General features: G+C 47.6%; 23 protein-coding genes. 5 read left to right on the top strand and 18 right to left on the bottom strand.

Features of this window, described 5'->3' with window-relative positions; all coding sequences use genetic code 11:
• Positions 1–74: 74 nt before the first annotated feature.
• The 4 genes from JSQ80_RS15130 to JSQ80_RS15120 all read right to left on the bottom strand — a co-directional run bounded on the left by JSQ80_RS15130 (position 75) and on the right by JSQ80_RS15120 (position 4,750).
• Positions 75–1,943, bottom strand: a complete 1,869-nt coding sequence (locus tag JSQ80_RS15130) for a HEAT repeat domain-containing protein (protein WP_206095865.1) — start codon at positions 1,941–1,943, stop codon at positions 75–77.
• Positions 1,944–1,955: 12 nt separating this feature from the next.
• Positions 1,956–3,395: an SWIM zinc finger family protein gene (locus JSQ80_RS15125; RefSeq protein WP_206095864.1), complete on the bottom strand. Its 1,440-nt coding sequence runs from the start codon at positions 3,393–3,395 to the stop codon at positions 1,956–1,958.
• Between the two features lie 247 nt (positions 3,396–3,642).
• Entirely contained in the window at positions 3,643–3,777 is a 135-nt protein-coding gene (locus tag JSQ80_RS29510; protein ID WP_272491215.1) for a hypothetical protein, read from the bottom strand.
• A 121-nt stretch (positions 3,778–3,898) separates the two neighbouring features.
• Positions 3,899–4,750, bottom strand: coding sequence for a DUF6612 family protein (locus JSQ80_RS15120; RefSeq protein WP_087434541.1), 852 nt, complete (start codon positions 4,748–4,750; stop codon positions 3,899–3,901).
• A 224-nt stretch (positions 4,751–4,974) separates the two neighbouring features.
• On the opposite strand from JSQ80_RS15120, the gene JSQ80_RS15115 reads away from it, so the two are divergent.
• On the top strand, positions 4,975–5,544 hold the full coding sequence (locus JSQ80_RS15115) for an SLOG family protein (RefSeq protein ID WP_206095863.1): 570 nt from the start codon (positions 4,975–4,977) through the stop codon (positions 5,542–5,544).
• Positions 5,545–5,556: 12 nt separating this feature from the next.
• On the opposite strand, the gene JSQ80_RS15110 is transcribed toward JSQ80_RS15115, so the two are convergent.
• The 3 genes from JSQ80_RS15110 to efeO are packed head-to-tail and all read right to left on the bottom strand — an operon-like array spanning position 5,557 to position 9,573.
• The gene (locus JSQ80_RS15110; protein WP_206095862.1) at positions 5,557–7,335 is read right to left on the bottom strand and encodes an FTR1 family iron permease; all 1,779 of its coding nucleotides are present in this window, start codon (positions 7,333–7,335) and stop codon (positions 5,557–5,559) included.
• 30 nt (positions 7,336–7,365) lie between these two features.
• Complete coding sequence (gene efeB / locus JSQ80_RS15105; RefSeq protein ID WP_206095861.1) at positions 7,366–8,682, bottom strand: iron uptake transporter deferrochelatase/peroxidase subunit; 1,317 nt, start codon at positions 8,680–8,682, stop codon at positions 7,366–7,368.
• A 3-nt stretch (positions 8,683–8,685) separates the two neighbouring features.
• Positions 8,686–9,573: an iron uptake system protein EfeO gene (gene efeO, locus JSQ80_RS15100; protein ID WP_206095860.1), complete on the bottom strand. Its 888-nt coding sequence runs from the start codon at positions 9,571–9,573 to the stop codon at positions 8,686–8,688.
• Between the two features lie 370 nt (positions 9,574–9,943).
• On the opposite strand from efeO, the gene JSQ80_RS15095 reads away from it, so the two are divergent.
• Entirely contained in the window at positions 9,944–10,189 is a 246-nt protein-coding gene (locus JSQ80_RS15095) for a type II toxin-antitoxin system RelE/ParE family toxin (RefSeq protein ID WP_206095859.1), read from the top strand.
• 85 nt (positions 10,190–10,274) lie between these two features.
• On the opposite strand, the gene htpG is transcribed toward JSQ80_RS15095, so the two are convergent.
• The 5 genes from htpG to JSQ80_RS15070 all read right to left on the bottom strand — a co-directional run bounded on the left by htpG (position 10,275) and on the right by JSQ80_RS15070 (position 16,130).
• Complete coding sequence (gene htpG, locus JSQ80_RS15090) at positions 10,275–12,155, bottom strand: molecular chaperone HtpG (protein ID WP_206095858.1); 1,881 nt, start codon at positions 12,153–12,155, stop codon at positions 10,275–10,277.
• Positions 12,156–12,490: 335 nt separating this feature from the next.
• Positions 12,491–12,991 carry a hypothetical protein gene (locus tag JSQ80_RS29135; RefSeq protein ID WP_240463671.1) on the bottom strand — a complete coding sequence of 167 codons (501 nt, stop codon included), beginning with the start codon at positions 12,989–12,991 and terminating at the stop codon, positions 12,491–12,493.
• 124 nt (positions 12,992–13,115) lie between these two features.
• Positions 13,116–13,784 carry a response regulator transcription factor gene (locus tag JSQ80_RS15080; RefSeq protein ID WP_206095857.1) on the bottom strand — a complete coding sequence of 223 codons (669 nt, stop codon included), beginning with the start codon at positions 13,782–13,784 and terminating at the stop codon, positions 13,116–13,118.
• On the bottom strand, positions 13,753–15,213 hold the full coding sequence (locus tag JSQ80_RS15075) for an ATP-binding protein (RefSeq protein ID WP_206095856.1): 1,461 nt from the start codon (positions 15,211–15,213) through the stop codon (positions 13,753–13,755). The genes JSQ80_RS15080 and JSQ80_RS15075 overlap by 32 nt, the downstream gene beginning before the upstream one ends.
• Positions 15,210–16,130: a substrate-binding domain-containing protein gene (locus tag JSQ80_RS15070; RefSeq protein WP_206095855.1), complete on the bottom strand. Its 921-nt coding sequence runs from the start codon at positions 16,128–16,130 to the stop codon at positions 15,210–15,212. The genes JSQ80_RS15075 and JSQ80_RS15070 overlap by 4 nt, the downstream gene beginning before the upstream one ends.
• A gap of 377 nt (positions 16,131–16,507) precedes the next feature.
• On the opposite strand from JSQ80_RS15070, the gene pgtP reads away from it, so the two are divergent.
• Positions 16,508–17,875 (top strand): phosphoglycerate transporter PgtP, encoded by a 1,368-nt coding sequence (pgtP, locus tag JSQ80_RS15065; RefSeq protein WP_206095854.1) that lies wholly within the window; start codon positions 16,508–16,510, stop codon positions 17,873–17,875.
• Between the two features lie 316 nt (positions 17,876–18,191).
• Here pgtP and JSQ80_RS30020 read toward each other — a convergent pair whose 3' ends face one another.
• The 4 genes from JSQ80_RS30020 to JSQ80_RS15045 all read right to left on the bottom strand — a co-directional run bounded on the left by JSQ80_RS30020 (position 18,192) and on the right by JSQ80_RS15045 (position 20,949).
• Complete coding sequence (locus JSQ80_RS30020) at positions 18,192–18,692, bottom strand: Abi family protein (RefSeq protein ID WP_206095853.1); 501 nt, start codon at positions 18,690–18,692, stop codon at positions 18,192–18,194.
• Complete coding sequence (locus tag JSQ80_RS15055; RefSeq protein WP_206095852.1) at positions 18,637–19,095, bottom strand: Abi family protein; 459 nt, start codon at positions 19,093–19,095, stop codon at positions 18,637–18,639. Before JSQ80_RS15055 ends, JSQ80_RS30020 begins: the two co-directional genes overlap by 56 nt.
• Positions 19,096–19,323: 228 nt before the next feature.
• Positions 19,324–19,611 carry a hypothetical protein gene (locus tag JSQ80_RS15050; RefSeq protein WP_087434528.1) on the bottom strand — a complete coding sequence of 96 codons (288 nt, stop codon included), beginning with the start codon at positions 19,609–19,611 and terminating at the stop codon, positions 19,324–19,326.
• 63 nt (positions 19,612–19,674) lie between these two features.
• Positions 19,675–20,949: a DEAD/DEAH box helicase gene (locus tag JSQ80_RS15045; RefSeq protein ID WP_206095851.1), complete on the bottom strand. Its 1,275-nt coding sequence runs from the start codon at positions 20,947–20,949 to the stop codon at positions 19,675–19,677.
• 256 nt (positions 20,950–21,205) lie between these two features.
• Here JSQ80_RS15045 and JSQ80_RS15040 point away from each other — a divergent pair, with 256 nt between their 5' ends.
• Positions 21,206–21,829 carry an HXXEE domain-containing protein gene (locus JSQ80_RS15040; protein WP_206095850.1) on the top strand — a complete coding sequence of 208 codons (624 nt, stop codon included), beginning with the start codon at positions 21,206–21,208 and terminating at the stop codon, positions 21,827–21,829.
• A gap of 65 nt (positions 21,830–21,894) precedes the next feature.
• On the top strand, positions 21,895–22,482 hold the full coding sequence (locus JSQ80_RS15035) for a TetR/AcrR family transcriptional regulator (RefSeq protein ID WP_206095849.1): 588 nt from the start codon (positions 21,895–21,897) through the stop codon (positions 22,480–22,482).
• Positions 22,483–22,573: 91 nt separating this feature from the next.
• Here the strand turns inward: JSQ80_RS15035 and JSQ80_RS15030 are convergent, their stop codons facing one another.
• Together JSQ80_RS15030 and JSQ80_RS15025 are read right to left on the bottom strand one after the other, a co-directional pair.
• Entirely contained in the window at positions 22,574–22,942 is a 369-nt protein-coding gene (locus JSQ80_RS15030) for a DUF4180 domain-containing protein (RefSeq protein ID WP_206095848.1), read from the bottom strand.
• Positions 22,943–23,074: 132 nt separating this feature from the next.
• Positions 23,075–23,587, bottom strand: a complete 513-nt coding sequence (locus JSQ80_RS15025) for a ferritin (protein WP_206095847.1) — start codon at positions 23,585–23,587, stop codon at positions 23,075–23,077.
• Between the last annotated feature and the right edge of the window lie 122 nt (positions 23,588–23,709).

The following is a 23,709-nucleotide window of genomic DNA, read 5'->3' as shown; positions in this document are numbered from 1 at the left end:
CTCATCTCCTTCAAGGTATATCGCACGCTCTATCGTTCTGATTATCGTGTTGTATGTCATGCTTATAGGAAAGTCTATACAGACTCCGCCGCGCTCGCCACGCTTCCGCCAGCCTGCATCGTCTCCACTACATGCCGCAGCTGTTCGCCAGCCGTATATTTGAACTTCGGCAATACAGCCTCCAAGCGGTCGCAATATGCCGGAGGAAGCTGATACAGCTGTTCCAGCACGTGGCCTTCGAATACGTAGCAATTGGTATTCCGTTTATCTTCCAGCGCTGTCACTAGCGCTTCCCAGCGAACGTCATCGCTGGCTCCCGCGCGTTCCAGGCCGCTCAATAGCATCCCTGCAAAAGCATTGCGCAACTCCGGATTGCTTTCTAATTTACCAATCATGAACTGCTCGGCAGCCGCATGTCCGGGCTGCGCGAATGCGCACACAAGCTCAAGCGCATTCTGCTCGATAAACCAATCCAACCAGCGCTGATCCCACTGCGCTGCAATCTGTTCCGGCGGCAGCATCACAACCGTGGAAAGCGGTACGGTCTCATTGGGATTGCTCCACAATATCGGATAAGGTCTATACTCGCGAGAGATGACTTTCTGTTCGATAGACGAGAGCAACTGCTTCTTCCGCTTAGCCAGATCCCTGTTCGTCTGCAGCTTCCATTTGTTGCGCATCGACTCGACGTATCGTTCAAATAGCTGCGCTGGAGAGAGCAAACGGAACGAAGCGCGAAACGCATGCGGCATATAGCGCACATGCTGCTGCTCCAACTCGTGCAGCAACGCCAAGGCTTCCTCGGAATCTGCCCGCTCCAAGTAACAGGCGGCGTGATCACACAGATCCAGCCAACCCAAAGAGGAATAAAGTGAATAATGGCTCATTACATATACAAATAGTTCATAAAGCTCTTCGCTCCGTTTGCCTTCCAATGCCCTGAGGAAGTGTTGAATCCTCGTCCATAAGGCTTCTATTTTCTTCTTGTCTTCCTGTTCCTTCACCTCGGGAGCCCGCTTTAGTTCAAAGCTCAAGTCCCGCACTAATCTTGCGGCAAGCCCGCTCGATTGGCACTTGAACGAAGCCTCCGCCGCCAGTTCTATATCCTTGCCGGAAAAAGCTTCATACAGCCGTTCCACCGCACGCTCCGATCCGCCTGCGGCCAAGGCATGATAAGCAGCCTCGCGTATCGCCTTCTTCTTATCCTTCGTCCAGCCTACCAGCGCTTCTTCATATTGCTCATGGCCAGCCAACAGCTCAATTGCCGTCGCCCGCACATCGTCCGAACCGGAATCTGCGGCCTGGTACACCAGATCGGCGACTTCTTCTCCGCCCACTTGTCCGATCACGCGCAGCTTTCTCGTTTCCAGCTTGCCGCCGGCAGGATTGAACACTTCGATAAGGTGGGGAACGATCTGCATTCCATAAGAAGGCAGTATGTGCGTCATCGCATACTCAGCGATATCGATATACGGATCGTTCAGCGCAGCGATTGCGTGCTGCAGCAAGCGGAGATCTTGGAACATCCCCGTTTCGAATGCTTGCACGATCACCTCGTAGCGGCCGCTTCCGGTAGTGGTCAATGCCTCTTGAACCGCCGCCAGCTTACGATACGACAGCTTGGTGGACAAGGAGTTCGGGCGGCTCTCCACAGCCCCCAGCTCCCCCTCTGGCGAAGTGGCTCCTTGTGTGCGAAGCACCGAGCTTAGCAGCAGGCCCAGATCCTGCAGCGTCTCCGCCGAAGTCTGCGTCTGTGGAGCGGATGGATCCACTAGAGCGGCAATCCCTTCTCCCAGCCGTTTAAATACCGGCGCCCGTTCCCCGAGCTGCTGGAATTGGGGCAAGAGGCGCTTCAAGCGAAAATCTCCGGCCGCCAGCTCGCTCCCCGCAATATAAAGCCGTCTCACTTCTTGATGAAGCTCTTGCAGCAATGCTGTACTCATCGCCGTTCCCCCTTAATACAAGAGGCGGATCATGTCCGCGCCCTTAATGATGGTCAATGGTTGCGCGACGAGCCGCCCGCTGTCGAGACCGTGCTCGAACATGACCAGCATCGCCGTATCCTTCAAGCTTGCGGAAGGAATATGCGGCAGCAACGATACCGTCGCATGGCCGAACGCGAACACGTCGCCCAGCGCCAGATGCTGGCCAGAGGCATCGGTAATCGCAAATTGGCCTTGATCAGTCTGATGAACCTCTGCCACATGAAGCAGCATCACCGGGTTTTTGTCACCGAGCGGGTTTTTCAGCTGATTTTTCACACGCTTCACAACATCCGCATAGGAGCGATGAGCCAGCGTTGACACAGGTTCCAGATCCTGCGGTTCCAGCGGCCGCGAGGTCATTTCATCCCAACGGACTCTTCGGTTCATGTCACCGGGATAGCGATACAGCGACTTCACGTTCGCAACATCGAAGAAGCTGTCGTCCTCCCGCATATGCTTCGCTGCCCGGTAAGGCCGATACTGAACCGTGCGATGAATTTCTCCGGTTGCTTTCTCCAGCCAATAGCCCTGATCGACATATTCTTGTCTGGCCTGATCGTCGTAGCTCAAAAAGGCGAGCTGAATCAATTCGACCTGTTCCGTCATCAGGCCGCAATCCTTGAGCTCCGCGAGCTGCCACGCATGACCAAGCCATTCTTCTATCGTTGATTCATGGTCCAAGGCCAAGTCCGGATCGGCGAGCTTCGCCGTTAGATGCGCGCGCCCTTTCTTGATAAACGCATGAATCAGCGTTAATTGCTCGACGGCATATGTATAGATCCCTTCCCGCTCATCCGCATTGGATAGCAATAGAGCCAAGCGGCGCAGCTCCGTCTGCGCCCCCGTCAAGTAATAGTTGCCCATCTGCTTTACATGATCCTGGATCGTCTTTAACACTTTTTTATCGATCGTGGCCAGTCCTCCGCGAATCAGCGACAAGGTGAGCTTCTCCAGCACATCCAATCCTTCAAGCTGGGCCTGGATTTTTTTCTTCAACGCGGATTTATTCACTTTTTTCGGCTTCGCCTCTGCGCCTTCAGCGGCTTGCTGCGATTTCTTCTCTTCGCGCTTTTCCGCCTTCTCCCGCTTCGCAACGATATCTTCAGGCACCGGTGCAGTGACGAACGCCCCCCCGCCAGTATAGGCATACAATAAACCGAGCGCGTGCTTGCAAGGCAATTGCCGGCTTGGACAGGAACAGCGCAGCACCGGCTTCTCCGGGTGAATGAAATCTGCCGAGCATTGATAGTTAGACTTGCCGCTGCCGGAGCACTCCCCGAATAGCAGCGACTCATCCTCCGAGCGGTGCAGCTGCACGAAGGTGCGTTTTTTGACGAGCCCTTGCGCATTTTTAATGGCTGATGCATTCGGCGCAAGTGAATCGACGTATGCTTCCGTTATTTCGATCACGCAAAATCCCCTCCTATCTGTCCTTCTTTTCTCTTATATGTGCATGTGAAATCTAACACTATAGTAAAATGATACCTAAACCAATCACCACATCACACTATCTAAAGTCCTATTTCAAATGGTACACCTCGTCAGGTTGCAAGAACTCGAAGAAGGAGAAGCGCAGTGTAGGACAGACTACATGAGCATCGGACTTCTAGAGTGAATGCAAGATTCGATCCGAATCTCTTCCTGCATGGCTTCGTGATCAAAAGGGGGCTTTTTGAACTTCCTCTTTTTCGTATTCGAAATCTTCCCCCGAAAAAGTAATCGTGCGGGTATCCTTCCAGCCGCTGCTGCTCCAAAAGGTTCTCATTACTATTTGCTTGGCTTTCTTGTCCATTCCGATCGTCACCTCTCTTATTTGCAATATATTATTTCAATTAATTCGACACCGAACATACGTTTCCTTCTGTGATAATAAAAAACCGCCGAATCCAGAGGATCCGGCGGTGCCATCTGTCTTACTTGGCGCTGTCCAGCACCTCTTGCGGCACTTTGATCTCGCCAACTTCATTATGCTTGGAGAAAGTGCTTGTCATGATCATCTCCATGGACATGCCTTGACCATCCTGCTCCATATCCATCGTCATGTTGACGTCGGATTTCGTAGGCAAATACGTATCTTTATTCACGCCATACGTAATTTTAATGTTTTTGATGTTCATTTGCTCCATCAAGGCAGCCGTTTGCTGGTCATTGCCAGACTGGCTCATCAGGGACTTGGCCAGTTCCTTCAAGCCTTCCCCGGACAAGTCGGCAGACAGCACATAATCGTTCCCTTCAACCGACACCTTCGCGTCTTTGGAGATCGATTTGAATTGTTCCAACTGCTGCTCCGGTTTGGCAGATGCCTCAACGGTTGCCATCAATTGATCCTTCATCTCGTCCGGAACCTTCGTCCAGGTTCCGGCGACTTGCGAGTAAATGCCTTCTTGCGTAATATACTGCTTAATATCCTGTTCCCCTTGATCCGGAATGGACATTTTAATTTCCTGGTACATATTCAGCGGCTCTTTGGTCATGTCTGTCTTCATCTGCATGTCGACCTTCTGCTCTTGCTTTTGGTCGCCTTGGCTTACCGTAATGTTTTGCTTGACTGAAGCATCCATAGAGAAGCTCTTCAAGTCTTTGCTGGCATCGGCTGTCTTCTGAATCAGTTCATCTACTGTCGGCGCCGCCGCGGTTTCTTTTGTCTCACCCGCCGGTTGCTCGGCAGCCGTGTTATTCCCCCCTGTTGCTTCCTTCGCATTTCCGCATGCCGTAATTCCTAGCACCAACATTGCTGACAATAATACTGCTGTCCACTTCTTCAAGCGATTGTCCCCCTAGATTTGTATTCTTATTCATATTAACCAATTGGCAAGGGGACGTAACAGGGAATTTGGTCCCGAGTAGATAAAACCAAGGTCCTGAATATATGGTCTATTTTTACTATATTCTTGGGCGTTAACATTCATTTTTCGACAAAGGTATAATACTAAAAGGTATAATACTAAATAGAAACGTTCTACTATTGCATACGTGGAGGAATTTCGGTGTGAAAAATCTTCTGATTACCGGCTACCGCGCGCACGAGCTCGGTATTTACGGCAATAAACATAAAGGAATCCCCTATATCCGCAAAGCCATTGCAGCCAGATTGATCCCCCTGCTGGAAGAAGGATTGGAATGGGTCATCACGCCCGGCCAGTACGGGGTCGATCTATGGGCATGCGAAGCCGCCTTCTCGCTGAAAGAGCAGTATCCGCACTTGAAATGCTCCATTATTACGGCTTATAGCGAACAGGCAGAGCAATGGAGCGAGGAGAAAAAAACGCACTTCGAGCAAATCCTGCAAGAAGTCGATTATTATGGCGCAGTGAGCAACGGCCCTTACGTTGGAAAATGGCAGTTCGCCGCCCGGGATGACCTGCTGTTCCGCAAAACGGACGGCATTCTGCTCGTCTATGATGAAGACGCCGGCGAAGCGAGCCCCAAGTTCGTCAAGGAACGCGCGCTGAAGAAGCAGGCGCAAGGCGGCTACATCTATTTGAATATTGGCTCGGAAGAGATTCAGGCAATCGCGGATGAGGAGCAGAGCTATGACTTCGGCGAATATATGAGTTAGGCAGCCTTCTGCCTAACTCATACTCTTCTGTTGCTTGCCTTTGCCTAAAGACCCGCGCAGCAGCATGAACATAATAAGCAGCAAAGCGCCAAGCTGCGGCACAAAAGTCTCCCAAGTCGGATAAGCCCCCAGCCATCCGATTGAAGGCAGGCCTGCCTGACTATGGGCAGACAGCTTCCCTGCTACCTGTAAGGCATGGATACTCTCGCCCAAGAAGCGAATCACCAAATAATAGATAAGCACGGTAGCCGCCATAAAGAACGGCCGAATCGACAGCTTCGCACTGAAATGAATGATAGCGAAACCAAGGACGACGAGCGCCAGCAATGCCCCGCCTATACCAATCGCCAGCTGCAGCGGCTCGATCGACGGCGCCATGCCGATATAGAAAATGGCTGTTTCGGCGCCCTCCCTCAGAATCGCGAGTCCCGCTACCGCGAACAGAGACCACAGGCTTCCTCTGGCCAAAGCGCCGTCTACCTGCTTGCTGATATAAGCATTCCATGAAGCCATGTTCGACTTGCTGTGCAGCCAATTCCCGATGGTCAGCATCATCACGACCGCGACTAATCCCGTGATGCCTTCGATCAATTCGCGCGCGCTGCCTGATGCGGCTTGCGAAATCGCATAGGTCAGCACAATCGCCAGAACCCCGCTTAGAACGAGGCCAGCGCCTGAACCGGCCCATATATAGTTGCGTGCCGTTTTGTTGTCCGTTCGTTTCACATAGGCCAATAATGCGGCAAGCACTAATATTGCTTCCAAGCCTTCTCTAAGCAATATTACGGCTGCGTCCCAAGCTGTATAAGAGGATGTGCTTGCTATCGGCTCCAAAGCCAGCTGCATCTTGCCGATAACTTCCTGCGCCTTCTCCAGATTCGGCGGGCTCGATAGCAAATAGCCCTGTGCTTCCGACATTTGATTCTCTGTATCCGTATAGACGGTTGCTGATGAGATGGATACCTCTCCTTCAACCAACGGCCACATCGTGATAAAGGCTTGAATATGCTGCGAAGCCAGATCGGCATCTCCTGCCGTTACAGCTTGATCCGCTTGCTGCAGCAATGCAATTGCATCCGTCAAGCGATGACTGCCTGAAGTGGAGTCCGAAGCTCCGTCCAGCTTCCCTGCAGTGTAATCCTTTAGCACGGAAGTTAATTGCGTCAATTCACTATCCGCCTGTTCCGCCTTGGGAGGTTCTGCTTGCAGGGCAACCCGTATCAATGTCATCTTGGTCTCAAGCTGGCTGTACACCGTAAAATTATCGTTGCGGATCGGATTCTCAATTTTCTTCCAATCGTTAACGATAGTCCGATAATCCTTCTTTGCCTGCTCGATTGCCCCCTGCTTCAGACTGTCATGCGTCTTCTTCACCATGCCCAGCAGCATCTCGGCAACGTCCTTGCCGGATGGCTTGGCTTGTCGCTCCTGCGTGCTGTCCACATATTCATTTACTTTCTTGGCCAATACGGACAAGCTGTCCTTCGCTTGCTTCTGATCCTTCTGCTGCACAGCATCACCCGCCGCAGCCAACTCCGAATCGATGGCGTCTGTTAGCTCGGAGGCTGATTTGACGCCGTTCCATAATTGGCCGAACTGCTCAAGCTCCTTGGAAGCCATCTCCCAATTCTGCTGCCCGGCTTCAACAAGCGCTCCTCCGACTAAGGGCAGCAATTGATCAATCGGGGAGTCCGCCTCTTCTGCCGCCGACCACTCTGCCGGTACAAGCAGCATGCATACGATAAGTACGGCTATTAATTTTCTAATGATTCCACTGTGGGCACAACGCATGGAGATCTTCCTTCCTATTAAAATGCATGTTCAAAAGAGCGTCTCCCCGATATATCCTCCTTCACGGGCTCCGGGGAAGCAGGCGAATGTGGCGCTGCCTACATGCACGATATATTCATTCAACTTATCCGCAGCCGCCAGCTTATGCTGCATCGGTATGAACTGCTTGCGCAGATCTTGCTGGAAGCAGATAAAGAACAAGCCCGCATCAATCTGCCCGGTCTTCGCATCAATGCCGCTGGAATACGAAAAGGCGCGGCGCAATATTTGCACCTTGCCGTCCATATGCGCCAGTCTGGAATGGGCCGTCTCCGGGATGACCAGATTGCCTGAGGCGTCGCGCTTCTCCAGATCAAGAGGCTCGAACTCATCTTTGCCGCCTAGCGGGGCGCCCGTCGTTCGATAACGTCCGAAGGTCACTTCCTGGTCCTGCAGGGTGGAACGGTCCCATATCTCGATACGCATCCGTATCCGGCGCACGACCATATAGCTGCCGCCCTCCATCCAAGAAGCGCCTGTCCCAGGCTGAACCCACACCGTCTCATTCATCTTCGCCGCATCCGTTGTATCCGGATTCCCGGTTCCATCCTTGAATCCCATCAGGTTGCGCGGCGTGCCGCCAGACGGATCGGCTTGGCCAGAACGTTGAAAGCCGTCCTGCGTCCACCGCAGCACGGCCGTTCCTCGCGCAATTCGGGCCAAGTTGCGCAGCGCGTGGAAGGCTACCTGCAGATCGTCTGCGCATACTTGAACGCACAGATCTCCGCCCGACCATTGCGGCTGAATATCATCCGCGAGGAATACGGGCAAATCCGGAAAAGCGGCAGGCCGCTTGCCAGCCAGGCCAAACCGGCTATCGAATAAGGACGGCCCTGCGCCAAACGTGATCGTCATTCGAGACGGAGACAGGCCCGCCGCTTCACCGGTATCCGAGGGCGGCATGTTGGGATTGTCATTGAACTCGCCTATCATCTGTCCGGATGTCATGGCGGCTGCGGCCTTCGTCCACGCTTGGAATAGCGTCCGGACCTCGCTTAAAGACGAAACGGTCAGATCAAATGAACCAAAGCAAAGGAAATTCGGAGCAGGTGTTGCGATACCCGCTTGATGAGAACCATAGAATGGCACGATGGACTCCTGGGCGGAGCCACCGTTTGGAGCAGAAGAGGATTGACCCTTGCCGCCTGTGGCAGACAATATGCTGCCTACGCCAGTACCGCCCAGCATCAACCCAATCCCGCCGACGCCCGCTAATTTCAGCAGCTCCCGCCGGCTTAGTTGTTTGCCGGAGCCTTTATGCTCTGAACTTAATTCAAGATCGTTAATTCCATGTTGTTTTTTGCTCATCGCTTACACTCCCAGCAATTTCCCCATATTGGACAGCGGTTCGGCCAATGCATCGAGATTCTGGCTTAGCTTGCGCACCTCGTCCTCATTCAGTTCTGTATAGGATACGTAGCCGTCACCTTTTTTGAAAGGAGCCAATTCATTGTTCAATGCGGCAAATCGGGCGCCGATCTGCTTATCAAGCTCTGCATCCTTCTTCTCCAGCTGCGGCTTCAGCAATTCATAGATTTTCTGAGCGCCTTCTACGTTCGCCGCAAAGTCATACAGATCGGTATGCGAATATCTTTCCTCCTCGCCCGTCACTTTGGAGGTAGACACTTCATTCAATAGCTCGACTGCTCCTGTCACTAACAATGAAGCATCAATCTCGGCCGTTTCCACCTTGGCGCGCAGCAGCTTCGCATCGCTTAACAAGCGATCTGCATACTCTTGCTGTCCATCGGTAGTCTTCTGTTCCCACAGCGCCTTCTCAATCCGGTGAAAACCGCGCCACTCTTGTTCCTCCACATCATTCTCGCGGGCATCGATGTTCGGATCAAGATCCCCCAACGCTTCCGCAATCGGTTCGATTCGTTCATAGTGCATGCGAGCGGGAGCATATAAAGATTTCGCTGTTTCCATATCACCGGATTTGACAGCCGCTGTGAACTCACCCGTTAATTTTACGAACTCATCGCATTCTTCGACCACATATTGACGATATTGATCAATCGCACCCTTGAAATCTTCTTTATTCCCTGAGGCGGCATCAGCTGCCGTGTTGGAAGATGCCGTTTGATCAGGCGTTTGCGAGACGGCTTTATTATCCTCTGCGCCAGATCCTGAACCACAGCCGGTTACAAGCAGAGTTGCAGCGAATACTGCGGCGGGGATGGCATTGCGAAAATTCATATGAGACACTCCTCTAAATTGGTATCATGCAACAGCATGTAAATGATAATGATTCTCGATATCATTTTATTATAATAAAACCATAAAATGGTCTCGTCAATAATTGAGGCAAAAAATTTGTTCTGCCCATTTTTGGCATTATGGCACGTCCAGAGTGACAATGATCTGTTTCATCAACACCTTTGCTTCATTCTCCCCTTCCTTCAGAAGACCCTTGTGGAGGCTGGAAAGCTAATAATTAACTACTAACATCACGATTGGCCGCTTAAAACCGTGCTTTCTATACGAATCGGCATCTGCCAGATCCACATTTCCAACCTTTCCTGCCCGTGTGGGAGAGTGGGCAAAAGATACGAAAGGGTCACACCTGATGGGAGTAAACGCAGAAATCATGCTGGAGAAATTAAATGACCAAATCGGTAAACTTGCAGAGTTTCCAAATATGGGCTCTGTATTGTCAGATGAGGACTATAGCTTAGTGCAGCGCGGATATCGATTCATTGTTGTGCCCCCCTATCTGATTTTTTACAGAATAATGGACCATGATATCGTTATCTATCGTATCCTGCATGGGGGTCGGGATTATCTCCGCGAGTTATTTGCAATACAAAATTGAACGAGTAACGTTGTAAAACAACAAATAACCCGCCCTGGATTTCGCCAGAGACGGGTCATTTTCGTTACTCATTTATCAGCTTGCACTACACCATTACTTTGCAAATATCATTTGTGAATTCTACAGGATCGCTAATCGGCAGGCCTTCGATCAGCAGCGCTTGATTGTACAGCAGGTTGGTATAGAGAGCAAGCTTATCCTTGTCATTCTCATGAGCGTCCTTCAAGGACTTAAATACGTCATGATTCATGTTGATTTCCAGCACCTTGTCCGCTTTTACGTCTTGGCTGTTCGGCATTGCCTTCAATATTTTTTCCATCTCGATCGTCAATTCCCCCTCGGTAGAGAGGCAGACCGGATGGGATTTCAGTCTCTTCGACGCTCTGACGTTTTTCACTTTGTCGGCCAAAATGTTTTTCATATCATCAAAGAGCTCTTTGTTGTCATTTTCATCCGCATCGGAATCCTTTTCATTGTCATCCGCTTCAATTCCCAAGTCGCCGCTTGATACCGATTTGAACTCTTTTTCTTTGTAGCTCATGATCATCTTGATCGCGAACTCGTCGATATCATCGGTGAAGTACAAGATCTCATAGCCTTTATCGGCTACCAGCTCGGTTTGCGGAAGCTTCTCGATTCTGTCAATCGATTCGCCGGAAGCATAGTAGATATACTTCTGATCTTCAGGCATTCTCGATACGTATTCATCCAGCGTGACCAGCTTCTTCTCAGTGGAAGAGTAGAACATCAGCAAGTCCTGCAGCACTTCTTTATTGGTGCCGTAATCGCTGTATACCCCATATTTCAACTGTTTGCCAAAGGAATTGTAGAATTGCTCATACTTCTCTCTTTCATCCTTCAGCAAGCTTTGCAATTGGCTTTTGATTTTGTTCTTGATGTTTTTGGCGATGAGGCTTAGTTGGCGATCATGCTGCAGCATTTCGCGCGAAATGTTCAGCGATAAATCCTCGGAATCAACCATCCCTTTGACAAAGCCAAAATAGTCAGGCAGCAGGTCCGCGCATTTATTCATAATCAAGACGCCATTGGAATACAGTTCAAGCCCCTTCTCATATTCCTTCGTGTAATAGTCGAACGGCGTATTTTCCGGAATGAATAGAATTGCATTATATACGACAGCGCCATCGGCACTGATATGGATATGCTTAATAGGCTTATCGAAGCCGTAACGCTTCTCGTTATAGAAATTCTCATAATCCTCTGGCGTAAGCTCATTCTTGTTTTTCCGCCAAATCGGAACCATGCTGTTTACCGTTTGTTCTTCTTGATATTCTTCGAGTTCGTCTTCGCTGCCTTCTTTAGGTCGTTGTCCCTTCACATCCATTTTGATAGGGTATCTGATAAAATCAGAGTATTTTTTAATAATCGTTTTCAAGCGATACTCTTCCAGATACTCATCGTATTGGTCATCTTCAGTGTTCTCTTTGATTTTCAAAATAATCTCGGTACCTACCGAATCCTTCTCGCACGGCACAATGGTATATCCGTCTGCGCCCTTGGACTCCCACTTGAACGCCTCGCCGCTGCCGAGAGCCTTGCTGATTACCGTAACCACATCCGCCACCATAAACGCGGAATAGAATCCAACTCCGAATTGGCCAATGATATTGTGGCCGTCTTTCAATTCATTTTCGTTCTTGAATGCCAACGAGCCGCTCTTGGCGATAACCCCCAGGTTATTTTCAAGTTCCTCTTTCGCCATCCCAATCCCCGTATCGGAGATGGTTAATGTTCTGCTTGCCTTATCAACAGCTACTTTAATGTAATAATTTTCTTTGTCGAACACCAATTGATCATCGGTTAGCGCTTTGTAATATATTTTGTCAATGGCATCGCTGGCGTTGGAAATGAGCTCCCGCAAAAAGATTTCCCGCTTCGTATAAATGGAGTTAATCATCATCTCCAGCAATCTTTTCGATTCTGCTTTAAACTGTTTCTTTGCCATAAATGAATAGGTCTCCTTTCAATATAAAAAGTAATGAAGAATGTATGTGAGTATAGTATATAAGCTTATTGCAGATGTGCTTAAAATCAGCTGGCCAAGCATTTAGCACTCAAACTAACAGAGTGCTAACACCTTATTTTTATATAACATATACTAATTTTGGATGTCAATATGTTGCTTTCATATAAAAACGCGGCAACCCTTTCGCAGCATGGAGTTACAGCGTTTTCAGATTATTTGGGCTTCTGATGAATGCTATCTGGTTTACGAGACAGTAATCAGATCGCAACAACCCGGCCAAGACAATGAAGTCAGCCGGGTTGTTGCCGTTCCTTTTACTTTCTTTTTCCAGGTGTCCACTTAAAACCGCAATTCATGCAGCCGTTTACGATTTCACTTCTTCCCACAAATCCAACAAGGATACTGACAGGTAGTGACAAGCTTAATGAAAAATAACAAATAACACTAATAAAGCTTATTAGCCCGTCATTTAACGGCAAGTCTGTTTTCCACATAATTGCATTTATCGCAACCATGCCCAATATAATTATCAAGAGAGGAAGCAATGCCATCCAGCCTAAAGTTTTGAAGAAGTTGGCAAAGCTATAACCTCTTTTGTTGGCTACAATTTGCGGTGACTTGCATTTCCGGCAAACAATCGTATGTTCGTTCCTTGTGCCATCACCGTGTTTTCTCGCTCCTGCCGCTTGAGCGCCTGACACTCTGTTTGTTTGAGAACCAGCCGCCCTTGTTTGATCGCTGGCCGTTTTATTGCCTTGGTAGGCAGATGACTTGTTCGGCGGATTTAGTCTCGTTCCGGTTGTACGTTGTTGCACTTCTTTTGACTCCCTTCAGCTGCGTGTTTATAGGTATATTGAACCATTCGACACGAGCTGCCAAAATCCTCCTTCACCGCCTTCATTTTCTTTTCGCTCCTTTTGACCTATATACATGGACGCATTATGCCTGTTCGTCATTTATAAGTTTATATTTCATCGCATATTCAACAAGCTCGCTTTTTCTAGAAACATTCAGTTTATTCATCATTCTCGTCTTATGCGTATCAACCGTTTTGATGCTTACCGTTAATTCCTGAGCTGTCTCAACCAGCGTATATCCTCTTGCAAGAAACCGCAGCACCTCGCGTTCGCGCGGGGTTAAAATGACGTAAGGATTCCGCGATTCTGCTTCTTTTGGCGTTTTTTTGAGCATCGATGACAGCAATGTCCGAGTTTCTTGCGGACGAAGGTATACGTATCCGTTCATAACGGAATCAATAGCCGTATACAATTCCTCATCTACTGCCGCCTTAGGAATGTATCCGGAAGCCCCCGCTTCCATGATTGAAGTGATGTAATCTTCATCTTCATGCATCGTGAGCACGATAACCTTCGCTTGATCATGACGCAATTTGATCTCTCTGAGAACCTGAATTCCGTCTAAGCGCGGCATACTGATGTCGAGTAATAAAATATGGGGCCTTACTTCTTCGTAAAGCCGAAGGGCTTCAACTCCGTCGGCGGCTTCACCTACAACTTCCAAGGATGGCTTCTTCTGCAGCAGCAGCTTTAAGCCTGCCCGCAGCAAAGCATGGTCATCAACTAGCATGATTGTTATTGTCTGTTCCATCACTGCACCCTTTTTCCAGTTTTAGCGGGATAGACACTCGAAGCTCGGTCCCGCCGACACTCGTAGTTGTGACACCGAAAGAACCGCCAAGCAGCTCGGCTCTCTCCTTCATGCCGTATATTCCGATCCGATTTTGCTGACGAGCCCTTTCAAAATCTTCCGGCCGGATACCGTGACCGTTATCATGGATAGTCAGTTGTATACCATGATCTGCGATTCCCATCGTAATCTCAATCTGGGTCGCTGCCGTATGCTTGACTACATTCGTCAGGCTTTCTTGAAGAATCCGGTACAAGGCTACGGCAGTATGACTATCAATATCGATATCATCTTCGGGGGCGAATAGATTGACTGCAATATCGTGCTTCTCTTCAAATTTTTGCACATATTTCTTGATGGCCGGAATTAATCCCATATCATCTAAAATAGGCGGTCTTAATTCTACCGCTAAATCTCTAATTTCCCGCAAAATACTCGCTGCGATCTCCCGGCTGGCATGAAGCAGTTCCTGCTGTTCGGCATCTTTCGCTTCATTAGCCAACACACGCATCGTAACCATTAGCGAAGTAAGGGCTTGGCTTGTTTCATCATGAAGCTCGCGGGAGATTCTTTTTCGCTCATCTTCCTGAGCGGCTAATAGCTTCAAGATGAGCGTGTCGCGAAGCCGCTCTTTATCTTGCAGCTCCTTCAACAGCATTTCGACTTCGGTGTTGGAGCTAATCAAGCTGTCAGCCATTTCATTAAAAGCCTGCGCCAGCTTTCCCACTTCATCGTTACTCGCGACTTTGGCCCGCAAGGACAACTTCCCGGCTGATATGCCTGTTGCAACAGCAACCAAGTTATTGATCGGTTTCGTGATAAAGCGGGTAACGTAATAAGTAATTCCGGCTGTGCCTATGCAAACCAATAATGTTGCAAAAATCAAATCGCCAATTTTACTGAAAATATAGGTTTGAGCGGCTGTTTCAGCCATGCCAACGCGAACGAACCCTACATCTCCCCCCTCGATGGGGACAAGGATATCGTGGATAGTCCCTTCATCTGAAGTTAGTGCCGCAACTTGCTGGCCATCCAGACCATCGGGAGTATGCGCGCTTAATATCCCCTTCGGCAGATTGCCGGAGAACGTATCCCCCACAAGCCCGTTATTGCTATTGATTATCAGGATATAGCGAACGTCCTCATTCGCCTTTTGTGCCTGGGAGATGAGCAGATGAATCGAAAATTGATCATCCGTAAGAATATAGTCAGAGCACAAGGCCGCGATATTATTCGCAATATTGGCGCCGCGTTTTTTAAGCTCTTCAGCCATCATGTTCGTAAGCGAATCCCAAATGATCCACCCTAAGACAGAGGCCAGAAAGAGCAGCGCCACGAAGATCGTCCCAAATATTTTCTGATTGATCCGAAGCTTGCGCATCCATCTCATAGGCGGCCTCGTTTATAGAACCTTTTACTGTAAGCGGTATCATAGAATTGCGGGTCAAAAGGAACAAACCGGTCAATAAACAAACCCTGCAGCGCTGGTTGTATGGCTGTTTGCTCGTGCATGGACAAAAATAACTCCTTAATGATGTTCTTGTCTTGATCCGGCAAGCTGCTGCTGATTACCACCGGACCGGTGCCTGCCGGTTCTGATTTGGCGATAATTTGCAAGGTGTCCGCTAATTCAGGATTTTTCAGCTTGGCTTGTTCGTAGACCAGGCTATTCACGGCTGCGGCGTCAACAACCCTGTCAATAACGGCTTTGAGCGAGCTTTCATGATTGTACGTGTACACATAGCGGCCAAAGAAATGCTCCGGCGTTTCACCGAATTCAGCCAGCCTTTCGCTCACAAAAATATAGCTGGAATAACTGAACGGGTCGGTAATCGCGATGCTTTTTCCTTTTAAATCGTTAATATCGGTACAGTTGCTGTCACGATTTACGACCAGATAACCATAATAATACGGCACTCCCATTCGCTCCTGCATCGCAATCGCTTCAAGCCCCTCCATTTGCTTGTAGGTTAGATACGCGCCTGACGACAGCAAAGCGATGTCAGCGCCGCCATTCATCATTAACATGCTTATCTCGTTGTAGCTCTTGCGCTGAATGAGAATAGCAGGTCTGTTAAGCTTCTCCCCCACATAATCGGCAATTGTTCTGTAGTGCTTAATCGTCTCGCTCGGTGGCAGCACACTTGAAATGGCCACACGCACCGGGGATGGTGTTCCATCTTGAGAATCGACAGGCGCGTCGTCCGGCTCGGAAAAAACAATGTGATAATTCGAACGACTGTTGGAACATCCTGACACAAGTACGGCAAGCAAAATAATAAGCAGTAACCTCGGCAGCCTGAGCATGATTGACTCCATTCTTCGCAAGAGATGAGATTCCCCCAGAAGGCATCTGCGCTCTGGGTCGCATTTCGCATCCCCAAGTATAGCATGAAACTGGATGCATCCTCTATAAACTAAGCCATTTCCAGCATTTTCACGATATTGCTCATCATCTTTACATCTTCTATAGGATTTTTTCTGACAGCACCTCCTTTTTATCCTACAAAAAATCAGAACTTTGCTGATAGTTTTGCAGGTTGAACTGGCACCATAATAAAAAAGCGAGGAACATGATCATCAAAAAACGGGGAGGTCATGATGACACTAGGAAACTTTTGAAAGCACTATCATGAAGCGTATGATGTCTTGTTCATTAACAGCTAAGAATCGGGGATGATGGTATGATTTCATTTTTAAAGCCTAAAACCGCTGCTAAAAAAATAGCGCCGGAACATGTTCAAAAAACTTATAAGCTCTTCCGGCTGCAGTCTTTATTAGGTGTGTTTTTCGGTTATATGGCCTATTATATTGTCCGCAATAATTTTGCATTATCCACTCCTTATCTGAAGGAGCAGCTCCACCTTAGCGCCACGGAAGTCGGGCTATTGAGCAGTTGTCTGCTCATTGCTTACGGAGTCAGCAAGGGCCTCATGAGCAGTCTGGCGGATAAAGCCGATCCGAAAAGGTATATGGCGCTTGGCTTGCTCATGTGCGGGCTGGTCAATATTATGATGGGATTCACGACGGCATTCTGGATATTCGCCGCGCTCGTCGTTCTGAACGGAATTTTTCAAGGAATGGGAGTCGGGCCTAGCTTTATAACCATCGCGAACTGGTTCCCGCGCAAGCAGAGAGGCGTTGTCGGCGCCATCTGGAACATCTCGCATAATGTGGGCGGCGGAATCGTAGCGCCTATCGTTGGCGTCGGCTTTGCCATGCTTGGCTCCGAGCACTGGCAAGCGGCTAGCTACCAAGTGCCGGCAGCGGTCGCTATCGTGTTCGCCATAGTCGTATTAGCCCTGACCAAAGGCTCCCCGGTAAACGAAGGCTTGCCGCCGTTGAACGAAATCGTCAAGGACGAATCGGAGCCGGTTATGAAGCAAAAGGCGGATTCCACACCGCCAGAAGATATGTCGGCCTGGCAAATCTTCAAAAATTATGTGTTGTTCAACAAAAATGCATGGTTTGTATCCTTCGTAGACGTGTTCGTATACATGGTTCGTTTTGGCATCATAAGCTGGCTGCCCATCTATCTGTTGCACGTGAAACATTTCACCAAAGCCGAAATGAGCGTTGCCTTTTTATTTTTCGAATGGGCCGCCATTCCTTCTACGCTCTTGGTCGGATACCTGTCGGACAGGTTTTTCAAAGGATACCGCATGCCGCCGGCTATCATTGCCATGGTGTTGATTTTCTTCTGCATCATCGGCTACTGGCAGAGCGGCACTTTGCTTGGAACTACGATCTTTGCCGCCATTATCGGTTGTTTGATTTACGTCCCGCAATTTTTGGCTTCCGTGCAGACTTTGGAGGTTGTGCCGCCATTCGCCGTAGGGTCTGCAGTTGGCTTGCGCGGCTTCATGAGCTACATTCTGGGTGCGTCTTTAGGTACTACCCTCTTTGGCGTAATGGTTGACAAGGTGGGCTGGAATGGCGGTTTTTATGTATTATTGACTGCTGTTGTCTGCTGCGTTATTTTCTGCATACTGACCCATTTGGGAGCAAAAGAGCTCGAACGCAACAAAAAACAGGCAGCTGCGGAATCATAAAAAACGGCCTGAACTATGAGTAAGAACATAACCCGCAGGATGGACACTGTAAAAAGAGAAGAGAGTGCCCCTGCGGGCTCCAGTTCACAAGTATTCATTCCATAATCAGAAAGAACGAAGTCATGCCGAACGATTTATAAATACTTCAGTAGGAGCTTCTTCCAACTTGAGAATCATACGACTCATTGTATTTGTTGTAGGATGAGGTAAGCACTTTAGACTGGATGGTTGGGATGGGTTGTTGGTTCATTATGGTCAATGGTTTGACGGATTTGGATTGATAATGACATGAGTAATTGTCGCAACCATTCCAAGATTATCCCCTCATCATCAGGATGGATTCCCAGTCCTCAGGGAATCCGATTCGTTCTAATTCAACCTCGTCTTTGTACTCAGTGAGCAATGCTTCTAAGCGAGTTACGAAATCTCTCCACTTATTTCGATCAGGAATGAGTTCCTTTAATACGTATAAGTGTGCAAAAATTTTTCCTTGTTCAATTCCCAGCTGTTTTGATTTCCGATCGAGTCTCGGTTTGCTTGTAAGTGGTCGGTTATACAATCGACCGTAATGAGCACATATATTGCGAATATAGGACAAACACTTAAGCCAGCTTTCGAGGTAAATAGCAGGGGCTCGACGATAATTACTTTTCGCAATGGGATTCTGATCATCATGTTTCATATTGGAAAAAAGTTTAGAGAGCGCTCCGAACGAAAGAACTTCAATAGCTACCCAGACGGGTATTTTCCCTTCATACTTCTCAATATGATGTTTTATGAATATCTCCTGAGAACGCTTTATCTTTTTCGAGTTCAATCAGAAACGCTTCATGATTTCTAAAATGTTCCTGTTCTAAATGTCCCAAAGCGCCGTATGTATGAGCGATGTAGTATGAAATATGAGTACGGAAAGAAATTTCCACTTGCTCAACCACTTCCATAATGATGTAGCGAAATCGACGATCAAACTCGTATAAAGCGAGTAGCTGTTCGAAAGTTGTGTCGATATGATATTTATCATCATGCTTGAGACTTAATCCGTATGCGCTTAACCGGTAATAATTGATTCGTTGCAAAGCACGAACGGCCATATCCTCATTATTAACATTGAGTCCACGGCTTTTGAGAATATTTAATTGTTGTTCATATGTTGCCGGGGGCTTGACAGACTGAGCAGGAACATGTTCTCCACAAATAAAAAGGCCCACCTTGGTACGCATTGTTAAGAGGCGTGGTGGGAACTGTTGACTTAATCTTACTAAAGATGTTGACTATAGTCAATGTACGAGTGGAACATTTAAGGAGATACAATCAGGTAAATGCTCTGTTCTGCTCTACCAACAACGCACAGCGCGCTCCACATGTGCCGTAAAGCAAACACCTGATTATAGCTAAGCTAAGGTCAAGCCTAAATCGGCATCCTTAACTCAGCTTCTTTCTTATATTCATTATTTACTGTCATACTCCATAGTTGCTGTATCCAGCATGGACTTCCAATCAGCAAACCCCGTCTCTCTTGCAACATGCCGATCAAAAAGCTCGTCAGGAATGTTATTGATATCTTCTTGCGTCTTTACTTGAAAGTTGCCTTTCTCTACAAACTCCCCAAAACTTTTAAAGCTGGAATGCTTGACCATGAATGATTCATTAAACAACTCGTCTAATGAAACATGGCTCGCATCTTCTTCACTCGTTCCCTGGCCTTGCAATTCCTTCAGCAGTTCGTCAAATGACATTGGTTTTTTCTTTGGCTTTCTCAGAGTACCACCCCTAGATTTATTTTATGATTTCCAACAATGTTAGTTACTTGTTTTACTTCCCTTTTTGAACCACTTGGACTTGGGCTTATGCATAGGGTTTGCCTTGGATTTGGCTGGTTTTAAGATCGCTGATCTCGCTGAGCCCTCCGTCTTTAATGGCTGAGTTGTACGCAGCATCGGATAGGGATGGTCTTTCACTTCAGGAATGACCTTTCCGATCAATTTCTCAATATCCTTGAGATACTGAATTTCTTCAATTTCACAGAAGGAGATCGCAATCCCGCTCATTCCTGCTCTACCGGTACGGCCAATTCGATGAACGTAGGTTTCTGGAATATTAGGGAGATTGAAATTGATCACATGAGAAAGCTCCTCAATATCAATTCCTCTCGCTGCGATATCCGTCGCTACCAGCACTCGCGTTACGCCACTCTTAAAATTGCTCAATGCAATCTGGCGGGCATTTTGAGATTTGTTGCCGTGGATGGCCTGAGCAGAAATTTTCACTTTAGCCAGTTCACGCACAACACGGTCAGCGCCATGCTTTGTACGGGTAAACACGAGTGCCGAAACAATGGACTTATCCTTTAAAAGGTGATTCAATTGCTTTTGCTTGTTTTCCTTATCTACCAAATAAACAGATTGCTTTATTCTATCCACAGTAGAAGAGACCGGCGTGATTTCTACTTTCACTGGATTAACCAGCAGCGATTTTACCATTTTGGATATTTCCGGCGGCATGGTAGCCGAGAAGAAAAGAGTTTGTCTCTTCCTGGGCATTTTTGTGATGATTTTCTTCACATCATGGATAAATCCCATATCCAGCATGGTGTCGGCTTCATCCAGTACTAATATTTTGACATATTGCAAATCGATACGCTTCTGATTCATTAAGTCGATGAGTCTGCCCGGCGTTGCAATCAGAATATCCGCACCTTGATTTAGCGACCGTTCCTGTGCTTTTTGGGAGACGCCACCAACGATAGCCGTGCAATGCAAATCGGTGTATTGACTGAACGCTTGCATGTTATCAGAAATCTGAAGCGCAAGTTCTCTTGTCGGTGTTAAAATCAATGAGCGAATGCGGCGTTCTGAATGGGGTCTGCCTTGCCTTTGCTGTTCGCTTAATAGCTGGACTATCGGTACGGCAAACGCGGCCGTCTTCCCTGTTCCCGTTTGAGCGCAGCCAAGCAAATCTCTGCCGGCTAACACAGCTGGAATCGCCTGTTCCTGTATGGGTGTCGGCGTCGTATAGTTCTCTTTACTTAAAGCTTTTAAAATCGCGGGTATAATATTCAATTCTTTAAATGTCATTGGTCTCCTTCATTGTACATGTATTTTATCGCAATCCCGTACTTTTAGCATCTCTTCTAGCATCTCCACAAACTGTCCCCTTATATCCTAACATATTAAGATAACATAAATGAGTGCAAAAAAGAAGCGGGGCATTGCCCGCTCCATAGCGCTGGATCTGGTTATTCTTGACATACGTTTGAATCCAACGATATAATGATACTATGAAACTATTTAAGTATCATAAGTTTCATTATTACGGAATGGAGGTTGTAACATGAGCAACATTACAAAAAAAGATTGTATGATCGGTTCCTTCCTTTCTTTGTTTCTGGTTTGTTTATTTACCTATCTGAGCTCGGGTTATGAATTGATTGTGACGTTTGTTATCGGGGTTCTTTTTGCATTTGCTATATTTCTAACCTTATATCGAAGAGGCTGGTCTTTAAGCGAACCGCTGAGCATTCTCCCGCTTTACTTCGGAATACTGTCATGGCAGTTTATTCATTTTTCCGAAGAATTTATAACTGGCTTCTCCAGTCAATTTCCTGCTATTTATGGGGGAGAGGCCTACTCCGTTCCTTTCTTTTTACTGCTCAATATGATCTCCTATTCCTTGTTTACGGTCACCGCAATACTAGCCTTTGTTAAACGTCTGCCTTTCCTTCTCATTCCGGCGCTCTTCTTCATTGCATACGGCGCTTTAGGCAATGCAATCGCCCATACAACATGGAGCATCTACTTCGGGAAATACTTTCCGGGACTCTACACCGCGCAGTTGTATTGGATTCTTGCGCCGCTGTTCCTCAGACGGCTGACAGGCGCATGGAGCGTTACGCTAAAGCTTATCATCCCCTACGTCGTCTTACTGCCAATTGCATTAATTTGGGCACTTGTTTAGAATGAAGCTATCGAAGTGCCGGTTACGGCCAATTCCCCTCTATCATCATCAGGAAGGAATGCATTATGAGCAAAAAGACAGAAGATAAGATCCTCAAGCATGCAACATCTCTGTTTTTCCAATATGGCTATTCAGCCGTCTCTGTCGATGATCTGGTGAAAGGCATTGGCATGAGCAAAGCCACATTGTATCGGTATTATACATCCAAATATGACCTGCTTGAGATTGTAATTGAAAACATGTTCCAAGAGATTAAACATGATATTTCTGAACTAAGCGCAAGCGAGCTCGATCCCTTACAGAAGCTTCGTACTTTTATGACGTTGATGACGCAGCGATTAAGCGCCATAGAGAGGTCTGCACTGGAGGATATCAAAGAGAGCGTAGCGGTTCTGCATGACAAGTTTACACGCCTCCGTAAAGAGGTCATTATCCATCACCTGGTGAAAATATTGGAGGATGGAGGGAGGCAGGGGATCTTTCGCCAAGAGATTGATCAACAGGTTGTGGCCTGCATCATATTTGCTTCTATTGAAGAGTTAACCTCCACTGAATTTTTGGCGCACCATAGTTACCGCTTCTCCGATGTTTTTGACATGGTGCTGTCAACTGTCATGTATGGGAATGTCGTGAATGAAGCGGGCCAACGATAATCGCTCCATAGATAGATTGGGAGCAACTATTGTAAACCCGCTCTGCTGTGTTTTCTGGAGATACCATGACTAAATTGCGCTGAAACTTCGGTTATACATCTACGCTGTGAAACGCTTCTAAAGCTTCAGCTTCCGTCTTCTTAAAAAATACTCGTGTTCCCTGGTTGCATTCATAGATAAAGTCATTCAGACTTTTGCTGTGATAAGATTCAAATTCCCCAACGATCGCAATGATGATGTGATAGTTCGTATATTTCTGCAAAATGTCACCGGCACGTTTTGTTTTGAGTTCAAAAAAATCTTCTGTCAGATGCTCTTTCCTGACCAGGATTTTATCGCAGCCGTTATATCGAACATTGCCCATTAGATCCAGGGCGTCGTTGACGTTGTTTATTATGACGCTGTCGCTTGAAATGACGGCTACTTTAGAACCATTCTGCTCATTCATGTTGATCTCCATTTATCTTCACATCCCATTCCAAGTGATTTGTTCGTTGCAGCTATAACTGATTCCGCACGGCTGGGAGCGACCAAAAAAGCTGCTTTCCCTCATGTACGCTCAGGGAAAACAGCTTCTGGGTTGCTGAATGAATTAAGCTTCGCCTGCCGGTGGCGTGAAGGTGCGTTTGGCCAGCTCGGAATCAAGCATATAGAAGGCGTTGCTGTCATTATCAATGCGGCGCAGCTTCTGGATGATGCTGTCGAAGGTGGCTTCCTCCTCCACTTGCTCGTCAATAAACCACTTGAGGAAGTTAATCGTCGCATGCTCGCGCTCATTCCACGCCATATCGGACAATTCATAAATACGCTTCGTCACGGTTTGCTCATGCGCATAGGAATGCTCAAAAGCGTCCAGCAATGAGCTGTATTCATTCTGAGGGTGTTCCATGCCAGTAACAACGGCACGTTTGCCCAATGTATTAATGAAGTGGAATATTTTCATTCCATGGAACTTCTCTTCCTCCGCCTGCACGATAAAAAAGTTCGCAAACCCATCAAAGCTCTCCGACGAACAATAAGCCGCCATAGCCAGGTACACCTGGGAAGAATAAAATTCATAATTCATTTGATCGTTCAACTTCGCGAGCAGCTTCTCACTTAACATCGGATCACTCTCCCTTAATAGCTTGTCTAGATGAAAGGTAAGCACAACCGCTTGTACAAGGAACTAACGTGGCCTAATGGTATGTAGGTTGACTGTTACTGTTATCATTATCCTGTACAGAC

The organism is Paenibacillus apiarius (genome assembly GCF_017052585.1).
Classification (GTDB): domain Bacteria; phylum Bacillota; class Bacilli; order Paenibacillales; family Paenibacillaceae; genus Paenibacillus_B; species Paenibacillus_B apiarius.
The sequence above is the reverse complement of the archived record's forward strand: the minus strand, read 5'-3'. Positions and strand labels throughout refer to the sequence as shown.

Coding starts and splice junctions, on each gene's coding strand:
- JSQ80_RS15130 (WP_206095865.1), bottom strand. CDS start 1,943: ATGAGTACAGCATTGCTGCAAGAGCTTCATCAAGAAGTGAGACGGCTT.
- JSQ80_RS29510 (WP_272491215.1), bottom strand. CDS start 3,777: ATGGACAAGAAAGCCAAGCAAATAGTAATGAGAACCTTTTGGAGCAGC.
- JSQ80_RS15110 (WP_206095862.1), bottom strand. CDS start 7,335: ATGCGTTGTGCCCACAGTGGAATCATTAGAAAATTAATAGCCGTACTT.
- efeB (WP_206095861.1), bottom strand. CDS start 8,682: ATGAGCAAAAAACAACATGGAATTAACGATCTTGAATTAAGTTCAGAG.
- efeO (WP_206095860.1), bottom strand. CDS start 9,573: ATGAATTTTCGCAATGCCATCCCCGCCGCAGTATTCGCTGCAACTCTG.
- JSQ80_RS15095 (WP_206095859.1), top strand. CDS start 9,944: ATGGGAGTAAACGCAGAAATCATGCTGGAGAAATTAAATGACCAAATC.
- htpG (WP_206095858.1), bottom strand. CDS start 12,155: ATGGCAAAGAAACAGTTTAAAGCAGAATCGAAAAGATTGCTGGAGATG.
- JSQ80_RS15080 (WP_206095857.1), bottom strand. CDS start 13,784: ATGGAACAGACAATAACAATCATGCTAGTTGATGACCATGCTTTGCTG.
- JSQ80_RS15075 (WP_206095856.1), bottom strand. CDS start 15,213: ATGAGATGGATGCGCAAGCTTCGGATCAATCAGAAAATATTTGGGACG.
- JSQ80_RS15070 (WP_206095855.1), bottom strand. CDS start 16,130: ATGCTCAGGCTGCCGAGGTTACTGCTTATTATTTTGCTTGCCGTACTT.
- pgtP (WP_206095854.1), top strand. CDS start 16,508: ATGATTTCATTTTTAAAGCCTAAAACCGCTGCTAAAAAAATAGCGCCG.
- JSQ80_RS15055 (WP_206095852.1), bottom strand. CDS start 19,095: ATGCGTACCAAGGTGGGCCTTTTTATTTGTGGAGAACATGTTCCTGCT.
- JSQ80_RS15050 (WP_087434528.1), bottom strand. CDS start 19,611: ATGTCATTTGACGAACTGCTGAAGGAATTGCAAGGCCAGGGAACGAGT.
- JSQ80_RS15045 (WP_206095851.1), bottom strand. CDS start 20,949: ATGACATTTAAAGAATTGAATATTATACCCGCGATTTTAAAAGCTTTA.
- JSQ80_RS15040 (WP_206095850.1), top strand. CDS start 21,206: ATGAGCAACATTACAAAAAAAGATTGTATGATCGGTTCCTTCCTTTCT.
- JSQ80_RS15035 (WP_206095849.1), top strand. CDS start 21,895: ATGAGCAAAAAGACAGAAGATAAGATCCTCAAGCATGCAACATCTCTG.
- JSQ80_RS15030 (WP_206095848.1), bottom strand. CDS start 22,942: ATGGAGATCAACATGAATGAGCAGAATGGTTCTAAAGTAGCCGTCATT.
- JSQ80_RS15025 (WP_206095847.1), bottom strand. CDS start 23,587: ATGTTAAGTGAGAAGCTGCTCGCGAAGTTGAACGATCAAATGAATTAT.